Annotated in this window: 22 protein-coding genes and 1 tRNA gene; 8 read left to right on the top strand and 15 right to left on the bottom strand. The window is 57.3% G+C overall.

Going from position 1 to position 26,522, the window contains the following annotated elements; translation table 11 throughout:
• Nucleotide 1: 1 nt before the first annotated feature.
• Both HFD97_RS20810 and orn read right to left on the bottom strand, forming a co-directional pair.
• Nucleotides 2-77 (bottom strand) — tRNA-Gly (locus tag HFD97_RS20810).
• A 154-nt stretch (nucleotides 78-231) separates the two neighbouring features.
• Complete coding sequence (orn, locus tag HFD97_RS20805; protein WP_009087476.1) at nucleotides 232-780, bottom strand: oligoribonuclease; 549 nt, start codon at nucleotides 778-780, stop codon at nucleotides 232-234.
• A 101-nt stretch (nucleotides 781-881) separates the two neighbouring features.
• Here orn and rsgA point away from each other — a divergent pair, with 101 nt between their 5' ends.
• The 3 genes from rsgA to mscM all read left to right on the top strand — a co-directional run bounded on the left by rsgA (nucleotide 882) and on the right by mscM (nucleotide 6,347).
• Nucleotides 882-1,931 carry a small ribosomal subunit biogenesis GTPase RsgA gene (rsgA, locus tag HFD97_RS20800; RefSeq protein ID WP_009087478.1) on the top strand — a complete coding sequence of 350 codons (1,050 nt, stop codon included), beginning with the start codon at nucleotides 882-884 and terminating at the stop codon, nucleotides 1,929-1,931.
• Nucleotides 1,932-2,100: 169 nt separating this feature from the next.
• Nucleotides 2,101-3,000: an archaetidylserine decarboxylase gene (gene asd, locus HFD97_RS20795; protein ID WP_009087480.1), complete on the top strand. Its 900-nt coding sequence runs from the start codon at nucleotides 2,101-2,103 to the stop codon at nucleotides 2,998-3,000.
• Between the two features lie 14 nt (nucleotides 3,001-3,014).
• Nucleotides 3,015-6,347, top strand: coding sequence for a miniconductance mechanosensitive channel MscM (gene mscM / locus HFD97_RS20790; protein ID WP_150030249.1), 3,333 nt, complete (start codon nucleotides 3,015-3,017; stop codon nucleotides 6,345-6,347).
• A 271-nt stretch (nucleotides 6,348-6,618) separates the two neighbouring features.
• Here the strand turns inward: mscM and mdh are convergent, their stop codons facing one another.
• Nucleotides 6,619-7,557, bottom strand: coding sequence for a malate dehydrogenase (gene mdh, locus HFD97_RS20785; protein WP_009087483.1), 939 nt, complete (start codon nucleotides 7,555-7,557; stop codon nucleotides 6,619-6,621).
• A gap of 428 nt (nucleotides 7,558-7,985) precedes the next feature.
• Between mdh and argR the strand changes: the two genes are divergently transcribed.
• The 4 genes from argR to yhcN (HFD97_RS20765) all read left to right on the top strand — a co-directional run bounded on the left by argR (nucleotide 7,986) and on the right by yhcN (HFD97_RS20765) (nucleotide 9,921).
• Nucleotides 7,986-8,456 carry a transcriptional regulator ArgR gene (gene argR, locus HFD97_RS20780; RefSeq protein ID WP_009087485.1) on the top strand — a complete coding sequence of 157 codons (471 nt, stop codon included), beginning with the start codon at nucleotides 7,986-7,988 and terminating at the stop codon, nucleotides 8,454-8,456.
• A gap of 508 nt (nucleotides 8,457-8,964) precedes the next feature.
• Nucleotides 8,965-9,228 (top strand): peroxide/acid stress response protein YhcN, encoded by a 264-nt coding sequence (gene yhcN, locus HFD97_RS20775; RefSeq protein ID WP_009087487.1) that lies wholly within the window; start codon nucleotides 8,965-8,967, stop codon nucleotides 9,226-9,228.
• A 74-nt stretch (nucleotides 9,229-9,302) separates the two neighbouring features.
• Nucleotides 9,303-9,566 (top strand): YdgH/BhsA/McbA-like domain containing protein, encoded by a 264-nt coding sequence (locus HFD97_RS20770; RefSeq protein WP_009087488.1) that lies wholly within the window; start codon nucleotides 9,303-9,305, stop codon nucleotides 9,564-9,566.
• A 91-nt stretch (nucleotides 9,567-9,657) separates the two neighbouring features.
• A complete protein-coding gene (yhcN, locus tag HFD97_RS20765; RefSeq protein ID WP_167432453.1) occupies nucleotides 9,658-9,921 on the top strand; it encodes a peroxide/acid stress response protein YhcN in 264 nt (87 codons plus the stop codon).
• Nucleotides 9,922-9,974: 53 nt separating this feature from the next.
• Here yhcN (HFD97_RS20765) and HFD97_RS20760 read toward each other — a convergent pair whose 3' ends face one another.
• The 5 genes from HFD97_RS20760 to aaeX form a co-directional block, all read right to left on the bottom strand.
• Nucleotides 9,975-10,244: a hypothetical protein gene (locus tag HFD97_RS20760; protein ID WP_009087492.1), complete on the bottom strand. Its 270-nt coding sequence runs from the start codon at nucleotides 10,242-10,244 to the stop codon at nucleotides 9,975-9,977.
• Between the two features lie 55 nt (nucleotides 10,245-10,299).
• On the bottom strand, nucleotides 10,300-11,751 hold the full coding sequence (locus HFD97_RS20755) for an NAD-dependent succinate-semialdehyde dehydrogenase (RefSeq protein WP_167432454.1): 1,452 nt from the start codon (nucleotides 11,749-11,751) through the stop codon (nucleotides 10,300-10,302).
• Between the two features lie 113 nt (nucleotides 11,752-11,864).
• Nucleotides 11,865-13,817, bottom strand: a complete 1,953-nt coding sequence (aaeB, locus tag HFD97_RS20750) for a p-hydroxybenzoic acid efflux pump subunit AaeB (protein ID WP_046102620.1) — start codon at nucleotides 13,815-13,817, stop codon at nucleotides 11,865-11,867.
• Between the two features lie 9 nt (nucleotides 13,818-13,826).
• The gene (gene aaeA / locus HFD97_RS20745; protein ID WP_009087499.1) at nucleotides 13,827-14,759 is read right to left on the bottom strand and encodes a p-hydroxybenzoic acid efflux pump subunit AaeA; all 933 of its coding nucleotides are present in this window, start codon (nucleotides 14,757-14,759) and stop codon (nucleotides 13,827-13,829) included.
• Between the two features lie 7 nt (nucleotides 14,760-14,766).
• Complete coding sequence (gene aaeX / locus HFD97_RS20740; RefSeq protein ID WP_009087501.1) at nucleotides 14,767-14,970, bottom strand: p-hydroxybenzoic acid efflux pump operon protein AaeX; 204 nt, start codon at nucleotides 14,968-14,970, stop codon at nucleotides 14,767-14,769.
• A 232-nt stretch (nucleotides 14,971-15,202) separates the two neighbouring features.
• Here aaeX and aaeR point away from each other — a divergent pair, with 232 nt between their 5' ends.
• A complete protein-coding gene (gene aaeR / locus HFD97_RS20735; protein WP_009087503.1) occupies nucleotides 15,203-16,120 on the top strand; it encodes an HTH-type transcriptional activator AaeR in 918 nt (305 codons plus the stop codon).
• Nucleotides 16,121-16,153: 33 nt separating this feature from the next.
• Here aaeR and tldD read toward each other — a convergent pair whose 3' ends face one another.
• From tldD to mreB, 7 genes are all read right to left on the bottom strand, one after another.
• Complete coding sequence (gene tldD, locus HFD97_RS20730; protein ID WP_167432455.1) at nucleotides 16,154-17,599, bottom strand: metalloprotease TldD; 1,446 nt, start codon at nucleotides 17,597-17,599, stop codon at nucleotides 16,154-16,156.
• 64 nt (nucleotides 17,600-17,663) lie between these two features.
• On the bottom strand, nucleotides 17,664-21,494 hold the full coding sequence (yhdP, locus tag HFD97_RS20725) for an AsmA2 domain-containing protein YhdP (RefSeq protein WP_167432456.1): 3,831 nt from the start codon (nucleotides 21,492-21,494) through the stop codon (nucleotides 17,664-17,666).
• Nucleotides 21,495-21,642: 148 nt separating this feature from the next.
• Nucleotides 21,643-23,112 (bottom strand): ribonuclease G, encoded by a 1,470-nt coding sequence (rng, locus tag HFD97_RS20720; protein WP_009087509.1) that lies wholly within the window; start codon nucleotides 23,110-23,112, stop codon nucleotides 21,643-21,645.
• Nucleotides 23,102-23,695: a nucleoside triphosphate pyrophosphatase gene (locus tag HFD97_RS20715; RefSeq protein WP_009087511.1), complete on the bottom strand. Its 594-nt coding sequence runs from the start codon at nucleotides 23,693-23,695 to the stop codon at nucleotides 23,102-23,104. The genes rng and HFD97_RS20715 overlap by 11 nt, the downstream gene beginning before the upstream one ends.
• An 8-nt stretch (nucleotides 23,696-23,703) precedes the next feature.
• Nucleotides 23,704-24,192 carry a rod shape-determining protein MreD gene (gene mreD, locus HFD97_RS20710; RefSeq protein WP_009087513.1) on the bottom strand — a complete coding sequence of 163 codons (489 nt, stop codon included), beginning with the start codon at nucleotides 24,190-24,192 and terminating at the stop codon, nucleotides 23,704-23,706.
• Entirely contained in the window at nucleotides 24,189-25,211 is a 1,023-nt protein-coding gene (gene mreC, locus HFD97_RS20705) for a rod shape-determining protein MreC (protein ID WP_009087515.1), read from the bottom strand. The genes mreD and mreC overlap by 4 nt, the downstream gene beginning before the upstream one ends.
• Before the next feature lie 147 nt (nucleotides 25,212-25,358).
• Entirely contained in the window at nucleotides 25,359-26,402 is a 1,044-nt protein-coding gene (gene mreB, locus HFD97_RS20700; protein ID WP_003855260.1) for a rod shape-determining protein MreB, read from the bottom strand.
• Between the last annotated feature and the right edge of the window lie 120 nt (nucleotides 26,403-26,522).

Below are 26,522 nucleotides of genomic sequence, written 5' to 3'. Positions count from 1 at the left end.
CTGGAGCGGGAAACGAGACTCGAACTCGCGACCCCGACCTTGGCAAGGTCGTGCTCTACCAACTGAGCTATTCCCGCGCCTTGTACCGACACTAAATTCTTCACCGGTACGGGGTGCGCATTATACGAGAAATCGTTGCTGCTGCAAGCGTCTGAAAGCAGAATTTTTCGTTTTCAGCGCGTTTGCCGATTAAATGGGCAACCTGGCGATTTCATGCGCACCCTTCGCGGATTAAAGCTGCAAAAAGTGTTCGCGGTAGTAAGCGAGCTCCGCCACTGACTCGCGGATATCATCCAGCGCCTGGTGTGTGCCGCCTTTTTTGAAGCCTGGCAGGATAGAGGGTTTCCAGCGGCGGGCCAGCTCTTTCAGGGTGCTGACATCCAGATAGCGATAGTGGAAGTACGCCTCCAGCTCAGGCATGTACTTAAACAGGAAGCGCCGATCCTGCCCGATGCTGTTGCCGCAGATAGGTGAGGTGTTCGCCGGCACCCACTGCTTCAGAAATTCCAGGGTGGCCAGCTCCGCCGCGCGATCGTCAATCGTGCTCGCCTTCACCCGCTCAACCAGACCGCTGTTGGTATGGGTGCGGACATTCCACTCATCCATCAGCGCCAGCTGCGCGTCAGACTGATGAACCGCGATAACCGGCCCTTCTGCCAGAATATTCAGGTTGGCATCAGTCACCAGGGTCGCAATCTCAATAATACGGTCGTGAGCCGGATCAAGCCCGGTCATCTCAAGATCAATCCAGATCAGGTTCTGTTCATTTCCAGTAGCCATGCTGTTTCCTGCGGTTGCTATAGTCGTCATTCACAATGAATAAGGTGTATCATAGACGTTTTGCCCAGCCGGGCGAAATCTGGCTAATGCTGTGAGGGTGAGTGAGTAAAAATAAACTGTCGAAGGGCCAACAACGCCGCGTAAGCGCTAACCACGATCGCCGTCTCAATCAGCGTAAAGAGCGCCCGGAAGCGGACGACAACCTGTTTGGGGAAGCCGCAGATGGGGTTGTTGTCAGCCGTTTCGGCATGCACGCTGACGTTGAGGATAGCGCAGGCGTTGCCCACCGCTGCAATATCCGCCGCACGATCCGTTCGCTGGTGACCGGCGATCGGGTGCTGTGGCGTCCGGCAACCAGCGGCGGCAAAGGGATTGTGGAAGCGGTGCATGAACGCACCAGCGTGCTGACCCGTCCCGATTTTTATGACGGTGTGAAGCCGATGGCGGCCAACATCGATCAGATCATTATTGTCTCTGCGATCCTGCCGGAACTGTCGCTTAACATCATCGATCGCTATCTGGTGGCCAGCGAGACCCTGGAGATCGAGCCGCTACTGGTCCTCAACAAAACCGATCTGCTGGATGAGCGCGCGCGCGCCGTGGTCGATGAGCAGATGGATATCTACCGTGCGATTGGCTATCGCGTAGTGATGGTCTCCAGCCGGGCGAAAAATGGCCTGGACGATCTCGAAGCCGCCTTAACCGATCGCGTCAGTATCTTTGCCGGTCAGTCCGGCGTCGGCAAGTCGAGCCTGCTGAACGCCCTGCTCGGCTTCGACAAAGAAGAGCAGCTCGCGATTCTGACCAACGAGGTGTCAGACGGCTCCGGCTTAGGTCAGCACACCACCACCGCCTCACGGCTCTATCACTTCCCGCACGGCGGGGATGTTATCGACTCACCCGGCGTGCGCGAGTTCGGCTTATGGCACCTGGAGCCGGAACAGATTACCCGCGGATTTGTCGAATTTCGCGCCTTCCTGGGTGCATGCAAATTCCGCGACTGCAAACATGGCAGCGACCCGGGCTGTGCGATTCGTGAAGCGGTGGAAGCCGGTAAAATTCATCGCTCCCGTTTCGACAACTACCACCGTATCCTGGAGAGCATGGCGCAGGTAAAAACGCGTAAAAATTTCCCTGACGGTGAGAGTTAACCGGTATAACCGCGTGATCCGGTCTGACCAGAAGATTTTGCGAGGTGCCTTCCGTTCGTCGATCCAGACCGTGCAGCATGCGCGGAATCAGGTATAGTCGCCATCAGAACGGGGCACTGCTACAATCCGCTTCCTTTTTTCAACGTCATAAAATAGCCAGGAGGCTAAGGTGTTTGATCGTTTAAAACTCGGCTTGAATCATATTCTCCCGAAGAAATGGCTGACTGAACTCGCCGGTTGGGGCGCCAGTCGCCGCGGTGGTTGGTTGACCAAACTGGTCATTGACATCTTTGTCTGGTTTTACAAAGTCGACATGGCGGAAGCACGAAAGCCCGACACCGCCAGCTATCGGACATTTAATGACTTTTTCGTGCGTCCGCTGAAAGAGGATGCGCGTCCGGTGGATGCTGACGCCAGCCTGATCGCCCTGCCCGCAGATGGCGCTATCAGCCAGCTCGGCCACATCGACGGTGACCAGATTTTCCAGGCCAAAGGTCATCACTACTCGCTTGAGGCACTGCTGGCAGGTGATGAGCGAATGGCGGCCCGGTTTGTGGAGGGCGAATTCGTCACGACCTATCTGGCCCCGCGTGATTATCACCGCGTTCATATGCCGTGCAACGGTATCCTGCGTGAGATGATCTATGTGCCTGGCGATCTCTACTCGGTCAATCCGCTGACCGCGCGTAACATCCCGAATCTGTTCGCCCGTAACGAACGCGTCATCTGCTACTTTGAAACCGATATCGGGCCGATGGTGCAGATCCTGGTGGGCGCCACCATTGTTGGCAGTATCGAAACCGTCTGGGCAGGCACGATTACGCCACCGCGTGAAGGCGTAATTAAGCGCTGGCACTATCCGGCAGCGGATGATGAAGGCGCCGTGGTCCTGCTGAAAGGTCAGGAGATGGGTCGCTTCAAACTCGGCTCTACCGTCATCAACCTGTTCGCACCGGGTCGCGTCAAACTGGCTGAAAGCCTGGAAGCGGAAAGTAAAACCCGTCTGGGACAACCGCTGGCCCTGGCGCTGCCGGTCGCGACAGACCTCTCCGACGTCATCGTCGACTAAATTGAGTGTCCTCCGTGCGTTCGATTCTCCTCCTGCTGCTGAGCCTCTGGCTCAGCAGCCCGGCCTTTGCGGCCAGCCTTCCTGACGCCAGCCAGCTCAAACAGCAGCTGGAAGAGATAAAATCGGCCAAAAGCTCGCCCGCGCAGGCAGAGCAGATCCAGTCGATTGAAGCCGCCCTGAATTTCCTCTCTGAACGTGATGACTCCCTGGAGCGCGCAGCGCAGTATCAGCAGGTCATTGATGATTTTCCGCGTCTGGCGCGGGAGCTGCGCCAGCAGATCGCCACGCTCAGCGACAGCGGAAAAACAGTACGCAGTAATATGAGCAGCGCCGAACTGGATCAGGAGATCCTGCAGGTCAGCAGTCAGCTTCTGGAAGAGGGGCGGCAGGCGCGCCAGGAGCAGGATCGGGCGCGGGAAATCAGTGATTCCCTGTCGCAACTGCCGCAGCAGCAGACGGATGCCCGCCGGGCGATGACGGAGAGTGAGCGTCGTCTGCAGAGTGCCAGCAACAGCAGCTCACCGCAGGGGCAGCTTCAGCTGGCGGCTCGCCAGGCGGAAAATGCGGCGAATAAAGCACTCGTCGATGAGCTTGACCTGGCACAACTCTCTGCCAATAACCGTCAGGAACTGGCGCGGATGCGGGCGGAAGCCCATCAGCGTAAAGCAACGCAGCTGGATAACTACCTGCAGGCGCTGCGCAATCAACTCAATGACCAGCGGCAACGCGAAGCCGAAGTTGCGCTGGCCCGCACCGAGCAGCTGGCAGAAAACAGCGGTGATTTGCCGCAGGACATCAGCGATCAGTTCCGGGTTAACCGTGAACTCTCTGTCGCCCTGAATCAGCAGGCGCAGCGGATGGATCTGGTTGCGTCGCAACAGCGTCTCGCCACTAACCAGATCATTCAGGTTCGTCAGGCTCTCTCGACGCTGCGTGAGCAGTCGCAGTGGCTGGGTGCCTCTAACCTGCTGGGTGAAGCGCTGCGGGCTCAGGTTGCGCGGCTGCCCGAGATGCCAAAGTCCCAGCAGATTGACAGCGAGATGGCGCAACTTCGCGTGCAGCGTCTCTACTACGAAGATCTGATGGCGCAGCAGGAAACCCTGCGCAAGGGGCATCAGGCCAATGGTCAGCCCTTTACCGCCGAGCAGAAGCGTATCCTCGATGCGCAGCTCCGTACCCAGCGTGAACTGCTCAATTCGCTGATCTCCGGCTGTGACACGCTGATTCTGGAGATCACCAAGCTGAAGGTCGGCAATACACAGCTTCAGGATGCGCTCAGTGAAGTCAAAGATGCGACGCACCGCTATCTCTTCTGGACCGCCGACGTCAGCCCGATTGGGCTGAGCTATCCGCTGGACCTGGCGAGAGATCTTTCCCGGCTGCTGTCGCTGGATACGCTGGGTCAGCTTGGGAAAGCGATAGCAATGATGTTTACCAGTCGCAACACGGTGCTGCCGATTATTGGTGCGCTGCTGCTGGTTGGCTTCAGTATCAGCTCGCGCCGCCACTTCAATGCTTTTCTGGATCGTTCTGCCAGCAAAGTCGGCAAAGTGACACAGGATCGCTTCCGTCTGACCATCCGCACCGTGTTCTGGTCGATTCTGGTGGCGCTGCCGCTGCCGGTGTTGTGGGGTACGCTGGGGTATGGCCTGCAGAACGCCTGGCCCTACCCTATCGCAGTGGCGATTGGTGATGGCATTACCGCCACGCTGCCGCTGCTGTGGGCATTCATGATCAGCGCCGCCTTTGCCCGCCCCAACGGACTGTTCATCGTCCATTTCCGCTGGCCGCAGAACCGGGTCGCGCGCGCCATGCGCTACTACTCGCTGAGTATCGGGCTGATTGTGCCGCTGATCATGTTGCTTATCGCCTTTGGTAATCTTGAAGACCGGAAGTTCTCAGCATCGCTGGGCCGCCTCTGTTTCATCCTGATCTGCGGGGCCATCAGCATCGTCACCGTCAGCCTGAAGCGTTCCGGCATCCCGCTCTATCTCGATAAAGAGGGAAACGGCGATAACATAGTGAACCGGATGCTCTGGAACATGATGATCGCCATGCCGCTGATGGCAGCCCTCGCCTCTGCCGTAGGGTATCTGGCGACTGCGCAGGCGCTGCTGGCCCGTCTGGAAACCTCAGTCGCTATCTGGTTCCTGCTGCTGGTCATCTATCACATCATCCGCCGCTGGATGCTGATTCAGCGGCGGCGTCTGGGCTTTGATCGCGCCCGTCAGCGCCGTGCCGATATGCTGGCGAACCGGGCGCGCAGTGAAGAAGAGAAAGAGCAAGGTAACCAGAACACCGACGCGATTGAAGTTGAGGAGCCGGTGATCGACCTGGATGCGATCAGTGCGCAGTCGCTGCGACTGGTGCGCTCCCTTCTGACATTGATCGCCCTGGTCTCGGTGATTGTCCTGTGGTCCGAAATTCACTCGGCCTTCGGCTTCCTGGAAAATATTCAGCTGTGGGATGTCAGTACCTCCGTGCAGGGCGTGGAGTCGATTCAGCCGATTACCCTGGGGTCGGTACTGATTGCCATACTGGTGTTTATCATCACGACTCAGCTGGTGCGCAACATGCCAGCCCTGCTTGAGCTGGCGCTGTTACAGCATCTTAATCTGACGCCGGGCACCGGCTACGCCATCACCACACTGACCAAATATCTGCTGCTGCTGATTGGCGGACTCATTGGTTTCTCCATGATCGGCATCGAGTGGTCGAAGCTGCAGTGGCTGGTTGCCGCATTAGGTGTGGGACTGGGGTTTGGTTTGCAGGAGATTTTTGCCAACTTTATCTCAGGCCTGATCATCCTGTTTGAAAAACCGATTCGTATTGGCGACACCGTGACGATTCGCGACCTGACCGGCAGCATTACGCGGATCAACACCCGTGCCACCACCATTACCGACTGGGACCGTAAAGAGATTATCGTGCCGAACAAGGCCTTTATCACCGAACAGTTTATTAACTGGTCGCTTTCCGATTCCGTTACGCGTGTGGTGCTTACCATCCCGGCCCCGGCCAAAGTGAGCAGTGAACAGGTCACCACCATCCTGACGCAGGCGGCGGAACGCTGCAGTTATGTGCTGGATACACCGCAGCCGGAAGCCTTCCTCGTCGATTTGCAGCAGGGGATTCAGCTGTTTGAACTCCGGGTGCATGCCGCGGAGATGGGACATCGTATGCCCCTGCGTCACGAGCTGCATCAGCTCATCCTGCGCGGATTTGAGCAGCACGGTATTGAGATGCCGTTCCCGCCGTTCCAGATGCGCATGGAGACCCTGGGTAAGAAGCTGCCTGCCAGTAACGGGACACCGGCGGCCCGTGCCTATAAATCGGGTGGCCTGTAAGAGAGCATGCCTGGCAGAGTCGGGGACGTGAAGTACAGGGTGAGTCGCGGTAAGATCGAGCCTGCACAGGGAACACGGGCAGATCGGAAAGGCGCTAAAGCCAATCCCTGGCCGCTCGGCCCGCGCCGTCCATGGCGCGGGACGCTTTCCTCTTCTGCCCGTATTCCCTGTACTCTGAACGTCTCAGTGGCGGTCAGAGGCATCTGTTTTGATATTGTCATGAATGCAAAACGCCCGGCCAAAGCCGGGCGTTTTCAGTCAGTGACGTCTGCTACTGCTTAACGAACGCCTCTCCCTGTTCAATATCTTTCTTCAGCGTTTCCAGCATGCCTGACAGCGCCTGCTGCTCATACGCACTGAGTGTACCGATCGGCTTGCGTTCAGCAATCCCGTTTTTACCCAGCAGCAGCGGCTGTGAGAAGAAGCGCGCATGTTCGCCCTCGCCTTCCACATAGGCACACTCCACCACGTTCGCTTCGCCATTCAGCGCGCGAACCAGTGACAGCCCGAAACGCGCAGCTGCCTGCCCCATCGACAGCGTGGCCGAACCGCCACCGGCTTTGGCTTCCACGACCTCAGTGCCGGCGTTCTGAATACGTTTGGTCAGATCCGCCACCTCCTGATCGCTGAAGCTCACCCCTTTAACCTGAGAGAGCAGCGGCAGAATGGTCACGCCAGAGTGGCCGCCAATCACCGGCACTTCAACCTGGTCAGGCTGCTTGCCTTTCAGTGCCGCGACAAAAGTATTGGCGCGAATGATATCCAGCGTGGTGACGCCAAACAGACGGTTCTTATCGTAAACGCCATGCTTTTTCAGCACTTCCGCCGCGATAGCAACGGTGGTGTTGACGGGGTTAGTGATCACCCCGATCAGGGCTTTTGGCGCGGTTGCCGCCACCTGTTCTATCAGGTTACGGACGATACCGGCGTTAACATTAAACAGGTCCGCACGATCCATACCGGGTTTGCGTGCGACACCTGCTGAAATCAGTACCACGTCGGCACCTTTCAGGGCTGGCGTCGCGTCTTCTCCGCTGAACCCTTCAATAGTGACGGCGGTGGGAATATGGCTGAGATCAACGGCAACACCCGGTGTCACCGGGGCGATGTCATACAGTGAGAGTGCTGAACCTGCCGGAAGCTGGGTTTTGAGCAGAAGTGCGAGCGCCTGGCCTATGCCGCCAGCGGCACCGAGAACGGCAACTTTCATTCTTGACTCCTTATTAAGGTGGGGCAGAGATGGGCCGAAATTCTATCTGTGTCAGACCTTAATCAACTGCTCAGGCGATAATGATAATCCGCTGTTAATTCTACGTGTTTTCACACTTAATCGCCGGATTCAAAAGTTACTTATCATGTCGCCTGAATGACCGACAACCGTGCCGTCGTCAGACAGAGAACGGCTATGTTCGTTTTCTGTTACTACACCACCAATAGTATAACAACTTTGCAACCTTCGCCTTTCGGGGCTGTGACAGGGGTTTTGGTCTGAAGGGATTTATTTGCTATTATCGCCGCCCGCTAGCCGCCCGAACCCTGCTCATCAATCGACCGATTGCATAAAAATGCATTTAAATGCATAATCACCACTCTGCCGCGGGCGGATGCGCGGTTATTCTTTCTATTTATTGGTAACCTATGCGAAACCCATCGAAACAAGACGATCTGATCAAGGCTTTCAAGGCCTTATTAAAAGAAGAAAAATTCAGTTCCCAGGGCGAAATTGTTCAGGCGCTTCAGGATGAGGGCTTTGAAAATATCAACCAGTCCAAAGTCTCGCGGATGCTGACCAAGTTTGGCGCAGTGCGCACCCGTAATGCCAAAATGGAAATGGTCTATTGCCTGCCTGCCGAACTGGGTGTGCCGACGACCACCAGCCCGTTAAAAAACCTGGTGCTGGATATCGACTATAACGATGCGCTGGTGGTCATTCACACCAGTCCGGGCGCAGCACAGCTGATTGCACGCCTGCTGGATTCATTAGGAAAGTCGGAAGGAATTCTTGGCACCATTGCCGGGGATGACACCATCTTTATTACCCGTGCGCGTGACTTCACGGTCAAGCAACTGCATAGCGCGATCCTCAACCTGTTTGAACAGGAACTCTGATCGCTGACTGGCGGCCGGCCATCCTGCGCCTGGTCGTCAGTTCATCTCTCTGCCCGCGCTTTCTCTGCGGTTTGCGCTTCTCCTCTTCCCGTTACGCGCTCCTCTCGTGACTGCCGTTCTGCGAGGCTTGCCCCCGTTTTCAGGCAGCAGGCTGGTGGTCAGATAGCGTCGTCTGCTTCACCTTTTGCGCTATTTTACACTGCTTTACATCACTAATCCGGCCGCATTGCCCGGATCCAGATCAAACACCAGCCCGATATACCACCCTCTTTCGCACGAAACGTTAAAGTCATTTATCCCCTTGTTTCTGCTGTTAAAACACGCTCAAAGCTCATTTTTCACCCTGTTTTTATAACGTCCGGTTATTAAAAGTAGCCATAAGGATAAAGAATCACAAAAAAACATTATTAGCGCGGTATTAATTTCTGACGTTATTAGTCCTATACTTCTTTTCGTGATGCAAATCACACTAACTAAAAAGATAAAAACAGACGACGAGGAAAATTTCATGAACGTAAAAACTACCATCGCTGCTCTTAGCGTGCTCTCTGCCCTGTCATTCGGTGCTGTGGCAGCAGAATCTATCACCGCCTCTCAGGCACAGGATCTGCAGGCTGTCGGCACCATCAGTGTCAGCGGCGTAGCGGGCTCACCGATGGATATCCGACAGAAACTGAGCGACAAAGCCGATCAGCAGGGCGCAAAAGCCTATCGCGTCATTGAGGCTTACAACAACGGCAATTATCACGCGACCGCCGCGCTCTATAACTAAGGCGTCGCCTCACTCCGTCTGACGCGATAAGCCGCGTGCCGGAGAGCGTAAGCAGAATTTCAGGAGAGCAGAAAATGAAAACTAAACTTGCCATCGCTGCACTGAGCATCGCTCTGTTTTCAGCAGGTGCCAGTGCCGCCAGCCTGGTTTCCAATGAACAGGCGCAGGGTTTGCAGTCAATGAACCAGACCATCAGCATTGCGGGCCGTAACGGCGACCAGACGCATATTCGTCAGGTCCTGTCGGAGAAAGCGGATGCGCAGGGCGCAAGCCACTATCGCATCATCGAAAACAATCAGGACAATACCTGGCATGTGACCGCTGAGCTGTATAAATAATTTACTGTGATGACGCCTTGTGGCGTTGAAAATATCGACGACCCGCACCAATGATTAGCCGCAGGTTGTTGAATGTAATGAGGAGACGAACATGAACATCAAAACAACCATCGCTACAGTCAGTCTGCTTTCCGTTATGGCTTTCGGCGCTTCCGCCGCGCAGCTGGTAAGCGGCGATCAGACGCAGAACCTGCAGCCTGCGGGCACCGTAACCATCAGTGGTACCGCGGGTGCACCGATGGATTATCGCGCTGAACTGTCTCAGAAAGCCGATGAACAGGGTGCCAGCGCCTATAAAGTGATCGAGGCGCGCACCGGTGACAACTACCACATCACCGCACAGCTTTATAAGTAATTCCTCGTCACTATCATGACGAACCCTTTGGCCCCGCTCGCCGGGGCCTTTTTTCATCTGACGTTAAAGTGAAGCTGACCTTCCAGCTCCTCTTCAGCTTCATCAAAGAGTAAAATCAGGGCCCCATAACGCCGTCGCTGTCCTCTGCCCAGATTGATGAACTCAATCTCCAGCGGCATCGGGAGCAGATCCCCCGTCACCACATCCCATAACCCATCCAGATCGCAGATGCGACGCTCATCCAGCGCGAATCGCTCGCTGAACTGGCGGAAAAAATGGGCCTGGTCGACAATTTCATTAAAATCAAAACGCTCGGTTTTCATGCTGACGGCTCCCATGCTCCGTCTGCGGGCGACCTTCGCCGCCCGTGCCCTTCTGCTAGCCCAAACCGCCCAGATGCAGCGCTTTGACCTCCAGATACTCTTCCATGCCGAGTACCGAACCTTCACGGCCCAGACCCGACTCTTTGACGCCGCCAAAGGGTGCCAGCTCGGTTGAAACGGCACATTCGTTAATGCCGATCATGCCACTTTCCAGCGCCGCTGAAACGCGGAACACCCGCTGCAGATTCTGCGTGTAGAAGTAGGCGGCCAGGCCAAATGGCGTATCATTGGCGCGGCGGATCACCTCATCTTCATCATCGAAGCGGAAGCAGGCGGCAACCGGGCCAAAGGTCTCTTCCTGCGCGAGCTGCATCCCTTCGTGTGCTTCGGCGATCACGGTTGGCTGCCAGAAGTTGCCGCCCAGCGCATGGCGCTCGCCGCCTGCCAGCAGTTTGCCACCTTTTGCCAGCGCGTCATTGACGTGCTGCTCCACTTTCTCCACCGCCGACGCTTCAATCAATGGCCCGACAATCACGCCCTCGTCCAGGCCATTACCCACCTTAAGCCTGTTCACCTCTGCGGCCAGCTGCGTGGTGAAACGATCGTAAACACTGTTGTGGATGTAGAAACGGTTCACACTGACGCACACCTGACCCGCATTGCGGAATTTGTTCGCAATAGCACCTTGTACGGCGGCATCGATGTCGGCATCGTCAAAGACGATGTAAGGCGCGTTACCGCCCAGCTCCATAGAAACTTTCTTCATGGTTTCGGCGGCATTGCGCATCAGCAGCTTGCCCACCTGGGTTGAACCGGTGAACGAAATCTTCCGCACCGCTTTGCTGGCCATAATGGCGTCGCTGATGGCATGGGTGTCACCCGCTACGGCGTTCAGCACGCCATCCGGGACGCCAGCCTGTTTCGCCAGGGCCAGCAGGGCAAAGGCGGAGAGTGGCGTGTTATTAGCGGGTTTGATGATGCCGGTACAGCCCGCGGCCAGTGCGGGTCCCAGCTTGCGGGTCAGCATCGCCATCGGGAAGTTCCACGGTGTGATGGCCGCCACAACGCCAATCGGTTCACGGGTGGCCAGGATGCGGGAACCCGCTTTGGCGGGCGGAATGATCTCGCCATTGGCTCGCTTCGCCTGTTCGGCAAACCACTGGATAAAACTGGCGGCATACTCCACTTCGCCCTCCGCCTCTTTCAGCGGCTTGCCCTGTTCCGTCGTCATCAGTTCGGCCAGCCAGCGTTTGTTCTCGATGATGAGCTGGTACCAGCGAGTGAGAATCTCAGCACGCGCTTTTGCCGTCTGCGCACGCCAGGCGGGAAAGGCGCGTTCTGCTGCGGCGATCGCCTGTTCCGTTTCAGCCTTGCCCGCTTTGGCGACCTGCGCAATGACCTCGCCGGTTGCCGGATTGGTTACGTCAAAGGTGGATGTCGCCAGGTGCCACTGGCCGTCTGCCAGATAGCCGGTCTGAAACAGCTCGCTCTGTTGCAGTGATGTCATTGATTCGCTCCTGTCAGTTTTACGCTTCCGTCTGAAGAGTATAGTTGGCAAAAGCGACAGGTTTTGTGACGGGCGGGGATTGCGCAGGCCGCTGCCGATCGCAGCGGCCAGATTCAGATTTGGATGAGCGTGTTCTGGTACTTATCCAGCATCAAGGCCAGGCGTTTTACCGGTTCCGTTACGCTGACTGGTGCCTCGTAATGGACCAGTTTCTCCTGATAGAGGTCCAGTTCTTTCAGCAGGCGTTCAAAATAGTAGCGCCGCTTGTCATCGCTGCTGGCAGAGATGACCCGGTCAGCGGTATAGCGCAGCTGCCGGTGATAAGCAGAGAGATCCGCGTTGATCGGGATGTCTGCGTCACGCAGCCGCTGATGACCGATGATCAGCGTCAGGGCAATACGGTATTTATTGATATCGCCCGGAAACAGGTTCAGCAGCAGAAACAGTTGCTGATAGAGGGCCGGCAGATGGTTTTCACGCCGACGCGCCTGATTAGTCGTCATGGCTGAAACCGCCGCATACATAAAGCGGTTCAGCAGCTTACGGCCGGTGCGGGCCTTCGATTTGTCTCGAATCAGCAGAATAACCATCATCGCCACAAAGCAGCCGATGACCTGGCCGAGCACATTGTCGAGAAAGACGTTGATGTGGAACTGCATCGGATTATCGAGAACCAGCACGTTAAGCGTGCCGATCAGCGCCCCCAGCGTGCCGAGCTGACGCCGCTGAATGAAGATGCCACCGATAAAGCCCAGCAGGCCGATGGCGATGCAGAGCAGCAGTGCGCTCTGCTGGGTCGAGGGGAGCACATACATAAAGTAGAGCGCGCCCAGCGGCACCGCAACCGTCATGCCGTAGAGAAAATCTTTTGCCATCATCAGTGGATTAGGCATCCGCATCGCCAGCGCAGTGATAACCGCCAGCATGACCATACAGCCGCTGCCCGACGTCCAGCCGGTGTAGAGCCAGAACAGGGAACCCAGCGCGGTCGCCACAAAGGTGCGGATACCGTTGATCATCGCATGGTGTGTTTCGGCGGAGCGCGCCTGAATCACCACCTCGCGCTGCAGGATCTCCTCCTCCAGCGACGTGATCCGGCTGTTACTTCGGATGCCTTTCAGCAGCAGCAGATATTCCGTCGCGGCACCCACCCAGCTGCTCAGCGTCACCGGGGCCGTTTTGTCTCTGGCCCCCATCACCCGCCGCATCACCTTCATCCGCTTGTGCACCTCATCAACCGTCGTGGCGGGCTTTTCAATCATCAGGCGATACTGAGGGGGGATGTAGTCCGGACGCGAATTCTGGATCAGAAAGGTTTCGGCTGCCTGCGTAATCAGGGTCAGCGACAGGGTATTAAGCATCTGCAGCCGGCGGTTACTGTTCTTCCAGCGTGACGACTCCATCATCAGCTGGCTGCGCATGCTGTTAAGGGCGGTGGTGCGCCGGACCAGCGCGCTCCAGGCTTTATCGACCTCCTCTTTGTCACCGTGGGCAACGCAGAGCTGCAGCAGCTGATAGTGCGCCACCAGCAGCGAGTCGACCTCCGCATCGATCACTTTTTTGATCGAGCGTGGTGAGAAGATCATGTCGGCCAGAATGGCACACAGAATGCCGAGCACGATTTCACTGCAGCGCTCGACCGCATATTGCGGCACCAGGGTCAGACCGCCGCTGGCGTCAGCGGTCACCACGATAATCAGCGCGGTGTAGCCCGCCAGTCCCAGTGCGTAAGAGTTTTCAACTTTGATCAGCGAAGAGAGCCAGACGCAGAGCCCTGCCCAGATGCAGCACAGCAGCAGCATCACAACAGGCGCACGAACGGTGGCAATCATGATGGTCAGCGCGGCGATACAGCCGATAAAGGTCCCGATAATACGCAAAACGCCACGGTAGCGAAGCGCCCCCGAATAGGGATCGCCCCCCGCTGCAAACGCGGTGCCGCCCGCCACAATACCGGCAGTCATCACCGCCCAGCGCGGCGTTTCGAGGTTGAAGTGAAAGCCGACCATCAGCGCTAACACCAGCGCAAAGGTCAGCTTTACCGGGAACCGCAGGAACTCAATCATATCGCCCTCTTAACCAAACTCACGCAGGCGATTAAACAGGCGAACCATCGGTGAAACCTGCTCAGGCTGACGATCGGCCTGACCGGTAATGACCACGGTCGCCGTTGTCCCGGCCGGGAAGCGGTTGCCGGGCTGCTGATCCAGACGGATGCGCACCGGAACACGCTGCGCCAGGCGGACCCACTCCAGGTTGGAATCGACCGTTGCCATACCTTTACTGTCAACCGAGCTGCTGCTGTTGGTGACACCGGCCGCCACACTGTCTACGGTCCCCCGCAGCACAATGTTGCTGCCAAGTGGCGTCACTTCCGCACGGAAGCCCTTCTCTACGCCATGCAGCTTGGTCTCTTCCAGATAGGCCAGCACATAGTAGGAGTGCTGCTGCACCAGGGCGACCGCCACAGAGCCGCGGGTAATGAACTCGCCCTGATAGACATTCAGGTTGGTGACCCAGCCATCGGAGGGCGCTTTCACGGTGGTGCGCTCCAGATCGATCTTCGCCAGATCGCGTGTCGCCACCGATTTCGCCAGCTGATGCTCGCTGGTCTGCAGATCGTTGTTGGACTGCTCAATCGCCTCGCGCGACATCGCCGAAGTGCCGAGCTGGTTACGGCGGCCGGCTTCGCGCCGTTTCTCACTCACCAGCGCCTGGTAATATTCCACGTCTGCCTGAGCCTGCTCGAGCGCCTTTTGATAGCGTGGACGGTCAACCACAAACAGCGTGTCGCCCTTCTTCACCAGCTGGTTGTCGTGCACCGGAACGTCGGTAATCAGGCCGGTCACGTCAGGTGAGATCGCCACTACGTCTGCCGCGAAGCGCGCATCACGCGTCCAGGGGGATTCGGTATAGAACACCCAGGCACGGAAGATGATAACCACAGCAATAATGACCAGCAGGAGCGTAATCGCGTAACGCGCGATTTTTCTTATGAGTGCTTTCACTTAAACCTCAGACTAATAAACGGGAGACAAGGTAAAACACACAGCAGTAAAGCGCTGTATTGAAAAGTGCCGGATGCCAGACAAGATCGTAAATACCGCTCGGCGTCAGCACACGTTTCACTAACCAGAACAGCATCAGTGAGAGAATAAGTTCGATGAATACGGGCGGAAACGAGAGCCCAAACATGACAAATACCGGAAGCACACTCATCAGAAATCCTTAGTTCAACCTTGCCGGGAGTCTCCTTTGCCTTTTCAGCTGTCACAGCAAACCCAGCTGACAGCGCGATACAAACCGCAGCTGGCTTAATAATAGCGTATCATCACAGGGCATCAGGCAATGAAGAGTCACCGGGAGATACCCCGGCGCGCTTATAATAACGCGCCTGACTATAAGTTTTCTACAGAATGTGATCTAAATCACTTTTAAGCCAGAGTAAATAATGGAACGACTGAAGGGCATGTCTGTCTTCGCCAAAGTGGTCGAACTTGGTTCGTTTACCGCGGCGGCGCGTCAGCTTCATCTGAGTGTCTCCTCAATCAGCCAGATCGTCGCGAAGCTGGAAGATACGTTACAGGTTAAGCTGCTGAATCGCAGTACCCGCAGTATCGGGCTCACCGAAGCGGGCAAAATCTACTATCAGGGCTGCCGCCGTATGCTGGCGGAAGCGACGCAGGTGCATGAACAGCTTTATGCGTTTAACAACACGCCCATTGGGGTGCTACGTATCGGCAGCTCCTCGACCATGGCACAGAACGTGTTAGCGGGCATGACCAGCGATATGCTGCGCGACTATCCGGGGCTGAGCGTAAATCTGGTGACCGGCGTCCCCGCTCCGGACCTGATCGCGGACGGTCTGGACCTGGTGATTCGGGTCGGGGCCTTAAAAGATTCCAGCCTGTTTTCACGTCGCCTTGGCGCGATGCCGATGGTGGTGTGCGCCGCCAGGAGCTATCTGGCGCAGCATGGCACGCCGGAGAAACCGGGGGATATCGATAACTTTTCCTGGCTGGAATACAGCGTACGGCCCGACAACAACTTCGAGCTGATTGCGCCAGAAGGCATCGTCACCCGGCTGGCCCCGCAGGGACGGTTTGTCACCAATGATTCGCTGACACTGCTACGCTGGCTGAAGTCCGGTAACGGCATCGCCTATGTGCCGATGATGTGGGTGATTGATGAGATCACCGCAGGTGAGGTCGATATTCTCTTTCCGCAATATCAGTCCGATCCGCGACCGGTCTATGCGCTCTATACCGAGAAGGATAAGTTGCCGCTCAAGGTACAGGTCTGTATCGACTATCTGACCGGCTATTTTGAGCAGGTTGCGGAACAGTATCAGCTGCACCGCAAAAGCTGACAACCCGCCAGCGGGCGGGTTGTCGGGGTCACATCAGGCGGTGCCGCCGATGGTGAGTTTGTCCAGCTTCAGCGTTGGCTGACCCACACCGACCGGCAGGCTCTGCCCCTCTTTGCCGCAGACGCCCACGCCTTTATCCAGCGCCAGGTCATTGCCGACCATCGAGATCTGCTGCATCGCTTCAATACCGGAGCCGATCAGGGTTGCACCTTTAACTGGTTTGGTGATCTTACCCTTCTCAATCAGATAGGCCTCTGAGGTGGAGAAGACAAACTTGCCGGAGGTGATATCCACCTGGCCGCCACCAAAGTTGGGCGCATAGATGCCATATTCAACGCTTTCGATGATGTCCTGCGGCGTTGATTTGCCGGCCAGCATATAGGTATTAGTCATACGCGGCATAGGCAGATGCGCATAGGATTCGCGGCGACCGTTACCGGTCGGGCTGACGCCCATCAGTCGCGCATTCAGCTTGTCCTGCATGTAGCCTTTCAGCACGCCATTCTCAATCAGCATGTTGTACTGACCCGGCACGCCTTCGTCATCGACCGCCAGTGAACCCCGCAGCCCTTCAAGGGTGCCGTCATCCACCACGGTGCAGAGTTCTGACGCAACCTGCTGACCGATTTTACCGCTGAACACGGAGGTGCCACGGCGATTGAAGTCGCCTTCCAGACCGTGTCCCACCGCCTCATGCAGCAGCACGCCAGGCCAGCCCGCGCCCAGCACCACCGGCAATGCGCCCGCCGGGGCCGCCACGGCAGAGAGATTAACCAGCGCCATGCGAACGGCTTCACGCGCCCAGGCGTCCGCACGCACTTCGCCATTCTCATCGGCCAGGAAAAACGCATAACCGGTGCGTGCACCGCCGCCGCTGGCGCCGCGCTCACGTTTACCCTGATCTTCCACCTGGACGCTGACAGAGAGACGCACCAGCGGACGGACATCCGCCGCCAGCGTGCCATCCGTCGCAGCCACCAGCACCTGCTCGTAAACGCCGGTCAGACTGGCATTGACCTCCTGCACGCGCGGGTCCGCCGCACGGGCGACCTGGTCAACGCGATGCAGCAGCGCAATTTTCTCTTCACGCGTCAGGCTGTTTAGCGGATCGACCGCCGGGTAAAGCGAACGGTTCATGACGGCAGAAAGCGTATGTGCCTTGCCGTTGCCCTGTTCACGGACAATGCTGCGAGCGGCGTCAGAGGAGAGACGCAGCGCATTCAGCGTAATCTGGTCTGCATAGGCGAAGCCGGTTTTTTCACCGCTGACCGCGCGAACGCCCACGCCCTGGTCGATATGGTAAGAGCCATCTTTAATGATTTTGTCTTCCAGCACCCAGGATTCGTGGAAGCTGGACTGAAAAAAGAGATCGGCATAATCCAGACGACGTTCTGAAAGCTGCCCTAACAGGGAAAATAGGTCCTGCTGATTAATGCCGTTAGCAGTCAGTAACTGCTCACTTACCAGGTTCAGAGTCATCGTTTCTCACTCATTATGTGCTCAGATAATCATAGCCTGCGGTAATTCCGGTACGGCGTCAAATTCACTTGTTGTCTGTTTCACGCGGTTTACGCAGCACTTCATTGATTTCCGGTTTATCCAGCGGCCCGCTGATGTGATAACGCAGCAACGATATCCTGTTCCACAAGGGAGCCAGTACCTTACTGGCGGCGAAAACCGCCGCGCCCACCACCGGGTTAATCGCGAAGGCGGTCGCGACACCCACCGAGGCGGAAATCTCCGGCGCCACCACCGCTTCCATATCGATCTGACGCTTCACCAGGTCGAGATTGCCCTGCATAGCGATGTCAGCTTCCAGCCCGTCCACCAGCAGATTATCAGTGCGCATCACGCCGTTCTCGATCCAGGCCGTGCCATTAATCGAATCGAAGTAGAACGCGTTGGTAAAGGTGTCGCTGAAATCGAAGCGCAGCTTGCGCAGCAATGCATCAAAGCTCACCAGTCGCAGGATCTTGCCAGCCGTGCCGGTGTCCACATCCGCAATCTGGCCTTTACCAAAGTGTGTTTTCAGGGTGCCACTCAGCGTCTCTGCGGAGGGCTGCCACGGCGCCGACCGCCAGTGCAGGTCATAGGCAATGTCGAATGGCGCATCACGCAGCGGCGTATTCACACCAAACCAGTTGGTCGCATTATTGATATTAGGACCTTTCAGCGTGCCCTTCAGCGAGGTGCGTGGGTCGTTCGGGCGATTTACCCACTCCCCGCTGATTTTCAGCTGTGAACTGCCGGTATCCACCTTGCCGTTAGTAAGCGCCAACGTATCCCCTTTGGGTTGCAGCATCGCAGAGACCTGACCATATTTCTGCCCCAGTACCCAGCACTCCTTACAGCGCAGTTGCAGAGCCGGCCACTGACTGAAATTAATATTACTGGCCTGCTGAGTGCTCGCTTTGCTGCCTCTGGCCGTCTCGCTGTTCCACTGCGGATTGTAATACAGGTAATCCAGATTCACCTGCCACGGGGATTGTGGTGCCATTGACAGCTCACCACGCAGCTCCTCCGCCCTGACGCTGACGTTGCCACTCCCGGCTGAACGCTGTGCCAGCGTCGCCTCAACCTCATGCCACTGCTGCCCCGCCAGCGTGACCGCCGGACTGCGCAGCGTGATATTGCCGGGCAGCGTCACGCCGCCGGTCTGGAAATCGCTGCCGCCACCTGACGACCTGCCGCCCGTCGCGCCTCCGGCTGCCAGCATCCCGACCCAGGCTTCGCCATCCAGCGCAGGCAGATTCAGCACCATTCCGGCTTGGTCGGGCAGCCCGGGTTTCTTCTGGGCATCATTCAGCCAGATGCCGCGATCCACGCGCAGCGTCGGCTCCAGCAGCCAGCGGCTGTTAAAACGGTGGTTTGCGCTGACGCTGCCGCTGAGATCGAAGTGGTTCAGGTCGCCGCTGGCCTCAATGGTAACCGGCATCGTCTCACCGGCTTTCTTGTCGAGCGGTGCAGGTAAGCGACTACTCACTTCTTTTGCATTGCCGTTCAGGGCAACTTCATAGCGCGCTCCGCCATGATGGGGTAGCGTGATATCGACGTTCCCCTGCCAGGGCAGATGTCCGCCCAGCTGCTTACTGACGGCGGCCGGAATCGGGCTGATTCTGGCCGGTTGCCAGTCGCCCTGCAGTTTAACGTTAACGCCAAAATCATCCGGGTTCTCGGTGGTGCTGAACCGGACGCCCAGGGGCTGACCAAACCAGTTCGCCTGCAAATCTTCACTGGCCAGATTGCCGTTATCGTAACGGAAGCGGCCAGAGAGGTTAGCGATAGTCGTTTTTAACGGTTTGATAAACAGCGAGTTGTCATGCAGATCGACATTGCCGCGCGCGTGCACCTGCTTACCATCCAGCGGAATATCGAGATTCAGATGCCCCCCTACGCCGCCCGTGATTTGCAGCTGCTCCAGGGCGGCACCCAGCGACGACTTCAGCGGAGTCTGCTGAAAATAGTCCGCGACCTGCGGGCCTTCGCCATGGATATCCCCATCGATGATCAGCTTCTCTTTCAGATAGTCAGGGATGACCGCGCTGACGTTGCGCGCTTCAACGTCACCCAGCCGGGCGAGCGGGGCATGCATCCACAGTCCGTCATTCAGGAAGTTGAGGTCGATATCCAGATTGCTGATCGCCGGCCATTTGGGCTGAAACGCGTAGGTCGCCTGCCGCAGCGGCACCCAGACCTGGAACATGCCATCGTTGTGTTTAAACGGGAACAGCGCCGGATTACCGGCAAACAGCAGCGTGGCGTTGTCGACTTTGCCCCCCTTCACGGCCCCGCTCAGATAGTGCGTGAGTCCCCTGCCCATCAGCGGCACCGGGAAATAGCGCCAGGCATCGCCTGCATCAGTGACCCGGATACCGGCCAGAATATCGAGACGCGGCTCCGCGCCACGGTTCTGCTGATAACTGAAGTCGCCCCGCGCCCGGAGTGAGCGCGCCTGCAGATCCAGATCCTCACCCGCCAGCGTCAGGCCATGTTCATCGCGCAGCCAGCGCAGCGCCCCGGTGACCCGTTTAATCTCCAGCGGTGCCTGGAACATGTCACCATAGGGGACGGTGGCGGTTCCCATCGCCACACTAACCTGACCGTTGCTCAGACTGCCGCGAGCCTCCCCGCTCAACCGACTGATGCCCGGCAGCAGCTTCCACTGCTGCCAGCTGAAATCGTGCCATTTCACCTGCAGGCGGGTCTTTTCTGGCTGATCTAACGGGATATCCAGCGCCAGTCGCTCAACGGTGCCCTGTGGCTGTAACTTCTGCCAGTTTTCAAACAGCGCCGGAGAGAGCGGTGCAAAAAGGGGAATAACAGGGGCAAGATGACGCAGCACCAGCTGTGTGGCGCGCACCCGGACCTCAGGCTGGCCGTCAGTGCCCGACATCTGCTTATCCTCAGGACGCCAGAGCAGGGAGAAGTGACCGGCGGGCCAGGTCTGGCCGTCGGTGCTGAGGCGGGTCTGCGGCACATTGACCACCCAGCCATTCCGGAAGCGCGAGAGATGCGCGGTCAGCCCGTCAACCTCAATCCGGTGTGGTCCGCTCTCGCCCTGCCAGCTGGCACCGCCCTGACGCAACAGCAGATCGCCGGCATAGATGTCGCCATCGCGCAGGTTCACCCACGCCGCCAGACTGAAGCGGGCGCTGTCGAGCCGGGTATTGTCGCGCATCCAGCGACCCAGCCACGGACGCACATCGACATCGTCGGCCTGCATCCAGATACGCCCGTCATTCAGTAAACCGTTGCTGTCGTTGAGATCGAGCCGCACCTGAACCACACCGTGCTGGCCGGTAAAGCTCGACAGGCTCACTTCCCCTTCTGCCCGGTGGCGGGTTTTCTCATTCAGCCAAGTCAGGCGCGGAATGGCCAGCTCGGCATGCTGACCGGACGGCGTGCGGAAACCGATGGTGCTGTCGCGCAGGTCAAAGTGGTCAAACTGCCGCAGGAAAAGTTCGTTGATTTGCGCCGGACGGAAGCTGTTTTTCTCTTTATCGTTGTCGAGTAAGGGACGATTCGTGTCGAGATGCAGCTGCCAGAAAGTGAGGTCGCGGAACTGCCAGCGCCAGTGCAGCAGGGATTGCCAGACGTCGAGGGCAAGATTGATGCGTGAAATGGTGAGTTTGCCGTTCTCGTGGAGATCGACACTGAGATCGCGAACCTGCAGGGTGGGACCGAAATTTTCCCATTTGCCCTGCAGCTGACTGGCGCTGACCGGAACGCCGCTGCGATCGGAGATAAATTGCAGAAGGTTGCTGCGATAGCTGTCGAGATGCGGCATCACCAGACGCAATCCGCTGACCAGCAGCGCGACAATCACGATGATTGCCGCGACCAGCAGTAACAAAATCCTCGGCAACTGCCTCACTCACGCCTCTCCTTGTGTTCCGCAAACGACGGATAGTTGGCTCTCGTACCCGACCGTCTTCAGACAAAAGCGGTAAAACACGCATTTTATCCCAAACAAGGGCGTTTTTTCAGCCCGGCAGCCGGAGAAACCAGTGCGCGGGCCGGCGTTACATCATGACAACGTCGAACTGCTCCTGAGTGTAGAGCGCTTCGACATGCACTTTAACCTGCTTGCCGACAAAGATTTCGACCTCCGCCAGGGCATGAGACTCATCGCTTTTCAGCGCCTCCCCCACCGTTGGCGAAACATAGACCAGGAAGCGATCGGAATCGTAGGCGTGATGAACGCGGACAATCTCACGCATAATCTCATAGCAGACCGTCTCAACCGTTTTCAGCGTGCCGCGTCCCTTACAGACCGGGCAGTCCTGACAGAGGATATGCTCGATGCTTTCACGGGTTCGCTTGCGCGTCATCTCCACCAGCCCCAGCGCCGAGAAACCATTAATCCCGGTTTTCACCCGATCCTTGCTGAGTGCGCTCTCCAGCGAATGCAGCACCCGGCGCCGATGATCTTCATTATTCATATCAATGAAGTCGATGATGATGATGCCACCCAGATTACGCAGTCGCAGCTGGCGGGCAATCGCCTGCGTCGCTTCCACATTGGTGTTAAAGATCGTCTCATCCAGATTGCGGTGGCCGACGAAGGCACCGGTGTTGATGTCGATGGTGGTCATCGCTTCGGTCTGATCGATGATCAGATAGCCACCCGACTTCAGTTCAACCTTACGATCCAGCGAGCGCTGAATTTCATTTTCGACATCAAACAGGTCAAAGATAGGCTGTTTGCCATTGTAGAGCTCCAGCTTACCCGCCATCTCCGGAATATATTCCGCAGTAAATTCCACCAGCATTTCACAGGTCAGACGGGAGTCGACCCGGATGCGATCCAGGGCGGCCCCGGCAAAATCACGCAGAATACGCTGCGCCAGCGCCAGCTCACCGTAGAGCAGGCAGCGGGTCTGGTTACGCTTTTTGCGTTCGCTGACTTTGGTCCAGAGACGCTTGAGAAACGCGGCGTCCTGCGCCAGCTCCTCTTCTCCGATCCCCTCTGCGGCGGTACGGATAATAAAGCCGCCCAGGTCGTCACAGTAGTCTGCCACCACCGCTTTGAGCCGCTCGCGCTCTTTTTCACTCTCAATGCGCTGAGAGACACCCACATGCGATGCCCCCGGCATAAAGACCAGATAACGCGACGGCAGCGTGATGTCGGTGGTCAGCCGGGCTCCTTTGGTACCCAGCGGGTCTTTGACCACCTGCACCACCAGATCCTGCCCCTGGCGCACCAGCTCGGCGATGTCGCGAACGACAAAATTTTTCTTTTCGTCACCCGCGACACACTCGGTGTGCGGCATGATGTCTGAGGCGTGCAGAAAGGCGGCTTTTTCCAGGCCGATATCGACAAAGGCGGCCTGCATACCGGGCAGTACACGGCTTACCCGTCCCTTGTAAATATTGCCCACAATGCCGCGCCGCGCCTCACGTTCAATGTGAATCTCCTGAAGGATGCCGCCGTCGATATAGGCAACCCGCGTTTCAGAAGGCGTGACGTTAACCAGTAATTCAGCCGTCATGGTGACCCCTTACGGCACGCAGTGACTGGAAATGGCTGAGTAACTCCGCTGTCTCAACCAAAGGTAATCCGACCACCGCGTGGTAGCTTCCATTAATTTTGCGGACAAAATTTCCGCCCCTGCCCTGGATTCCGTAGGCTCCCGCTTTATCCATCGGTTCGCCGGTCGCAATATAATCGTCGATGTCGGTGGCGGTTAAGGTGCGGAAGGTCACATCCGTCGTCACCACGCAGTCCAGCGCCTGCTGACGATCGGCCAGCGCCACCGCCGTCATCACCTGGTGCGACTGTCCGGAAAGTTTGCGCAGCATCTCGCGGGCATCCTCAGCATCGCGCGGCTTCTCCAGCACGCTGCCATTCAGCACCACGATGGTATCGGCGCCCAGCACCGGCAGATCCTGCGCGGCCAGTCTGACGCCAGCCTGTGCTTTGTCATTGGCCAGACGGCGCACATAGGCCTCTGCCGCTTCATCCGGCTGACGCTGCTCTTCAACGTCCGTCACAAGGCGCTCGAAGGTCAGCCCAAGCTGAGTTAACAGCTCACGCCGACGCGGTGAACCGGAAGCAAGATAAAGGGTTACCATAAATTTCCTTATTGAACAGCGAACTGACGACGAATTTTTCTCATTAACAAGAATAGCCAGGGCCAGAGAATACCGTCGACAACACTGCTCCAGAAAATTTCAGGTCGGAATGAAACGTTGATTACCAGGAATTCAGCCCAGAAGACGATGACATCCATCGCCAGTGACAGCACCATAACCATTAACGCTTGCTGCCACAACGCTAAGTTGCGGAATAACTGGAACTTAAAGGCGATAAGGTAGGCGATGATGCTGAGCGCCAGGGCACGCACGCCGAGTGTGGACCCGGCGATCAGATCCATGATGGCACCGAGCATAAATCCGGTGCCAACATTGACCCGGTGCGGCAGTGCCAGCACCCAGTAGATCAGAATCAGCAGCAGCCATGAGGGGCGGAACATGTAGATCTCATCCGGCCACGGCATGATCTGCAGGATCAGCGCAACCAGGAAAGAGAGCCAGATGACCCAACGTCCCTGGCTGCGATATCGACTCAAGGCTGGCCCCCGCGTGAACGCGTGGTGCTGCTGCTCTGTCCGCTGCTGCTACCGGAAGGGGCCGGCGGGCCCATCTGTGCAGAAGGCGCAGGCGGACCCATCTCCCCGGCAGGCGGTAACACCTGCGGCATCATCTGCATCAGACGCTCGTTCGCGACGCGATGCACTTCATCCTGCGGTAACGGCATATCGCCATTGCGATCCGCTCCCCACAGCAACAGCAGGTAGCGCAGACGCTGCAGACCGGCTGTCGGATGCGCCTGAATCACCGTGTAAGCGCGCTGAGTATCCACTTTAACAGAGGAGACCACGCCCACCGGATAACCTTCAGGGAAACGTCCCCCGATGCCGGAGGTGACCAGCACATCACCGACGCGAATGTCTGTGTTGCCCGGCAGATGCTCAAGCTGAAGATCTTCAGTACAGCCGTTACCGGCGGCGATCACACGGATATCATTCCGCAGCACCTGAATCGGCAGCGCATGGGACGCATCACAGATCAGCAGAACGCGGCTGGTCAACTGCCCGACGGCGATAACCTGCCCCACCACGCCCTTATCACTGATGACCGGCTGACCTTCGTAGACACCGTTTACGCTGCCTTTATCGATCACTACCTGGTCGGTGTAAGGATCGGTGCCGGTAGAGATCACCTGCGTCACCATCTTTTGCTCATCCTGACGCAGCGGTGAACCCAGCAGTTCACGCAGGCGTGCGTTTTCCTGCTTATATTGCCCCAGCATTAGCAGGTTACTGTTTTTCAGGAAGAGCTCACGACGTAACGCTTTGTTTTCCTGCTCCAGTTGCTGACGGGATGCCAGCGACTCTGAGACGCCGTCCAGCAGCTGACGTGGCCCATTCGCCAGGAAGTAAAACGGACTGACCGACGTATCCAGATAGTTGCGTATTTGGGTAAAAGACCCCACACGACTGTCGGCGATAATGATGGCAATCGCCACGACAACCGCCAGGAAAAGACGCAACTGCAGGGAAGGCCCCCTGCTAAAAATCGGCTTCATATAATCTGCGTGATCCTCGACAACGGGTAAGGAAGCGGCGGCTGACCACCGCGCTTCCCTGGGCTGAACGCACTGTACCGGCCAGATTTCGCCGGTTCACATGCTACTCCCCTGCATGATCGTTGCGTTCTTAACCGGTTGAGGCAATTATTCTTCGCTGAACAAATCGCCGCCGTGCATGTCGATCATTTCCAGCGCCTTGCCGCCACCGCGTGCCACACAGGTCAGTGGATCTTCAGCAACCACAACCGGAATGCCCGTCTCTTCCATCAGCAGGCGATCCAGGTTGCGCAGTAACGCACCACCACCGGTCAGCACCATGCCGCGCTCGGAGATATCCGAGGCCAGCTCAGGCGGACACTGCTCAAGGGCAACCATCACCGCGCTAACGATACCGGTTAACGGCTCCTGCAGCGCTTCAAGAATTTCGTTGGAGTTCAGCGTGAAGCCACGCGGTACACCTTCTGCCAGGTTACGGCCACGCACTTCAATTTCGCGGACTTCATCGCCCGGATAAGCTGAACCGATCTCATGCTTAATACGTTCTGCCGTCGCTTCACCAATCAGTGAACCGTAGTTACGACGCACATAATTAATAATAGCTTCATCGAAGCGATCGCCACCAATACGGACAGAGGAGGAGTAAACCACGCCGTTCAGTGAGATCACCGCCACTTCCGTGGTACCGCCACCAATATCGACTACCATTGAACCGGTCGCTTCGGAAACAGGCAGGCCTGCACCGATTGCGGCAGCCATAGGCTCTTCAATCAGGAAGACTTCACGCGCGCCTGCGCCCTGAGCGGATTCACGAATCGCACGACGTTCTACCTGGGTGGCACCGACGGGAACGCAAACCAGCACCCGTGGGCTGGGACGCATAAAGCTGTTGCTGTGAACCTGCTTGATGAAGTGCTGCAGCATCTTTTCGGTAACGAAAAAGTCAGCGATAACGCCATCTTTCATCGGACGAATAGCGGCGATATTGCCTGGCGTACGGCCGAGCATCTGTTTGGCGTCATGACCTACGGCCGCGACACTTTTCGGCGAACCGGCACGATCCTGGCGAATAGCGACCACGGAAGGCTCGTTCAGCACGATGCCCTGTCCTTTTACGTAAATCAGGGTATTCGCGGTACCCAGGTCAATGGACAAGTCATTGGAAAACATGCCACGAAATTTTTTAAACATACTAAGGGATAATCCTGCAAGCTGGGGGCGGAAAATAAAATCCGCTTACTTTACCAACCACACGAAGCTGCCACAAGGCGCAAAAACGTTCTGCTTCGGTGAAAAAAGAGGCCTGATTGC

The sequence above is a fragment of the Pantoea sp. EKM103V genome (genome assembly GCF_011800365.1).
GTDB classification, from domain to species: domain Bacteria; phylum Pseudomonadota; class Gammaproteobacteria; order Enterobacterales; family Enterobacteriaceae; genus Pantoea; species Pantoea anthophila.
The sequence above is the reverse complement of the archived record's forward strand: the minus strand, read 5'-3'. Positions and strand labels throughout refer to the sequence as shown.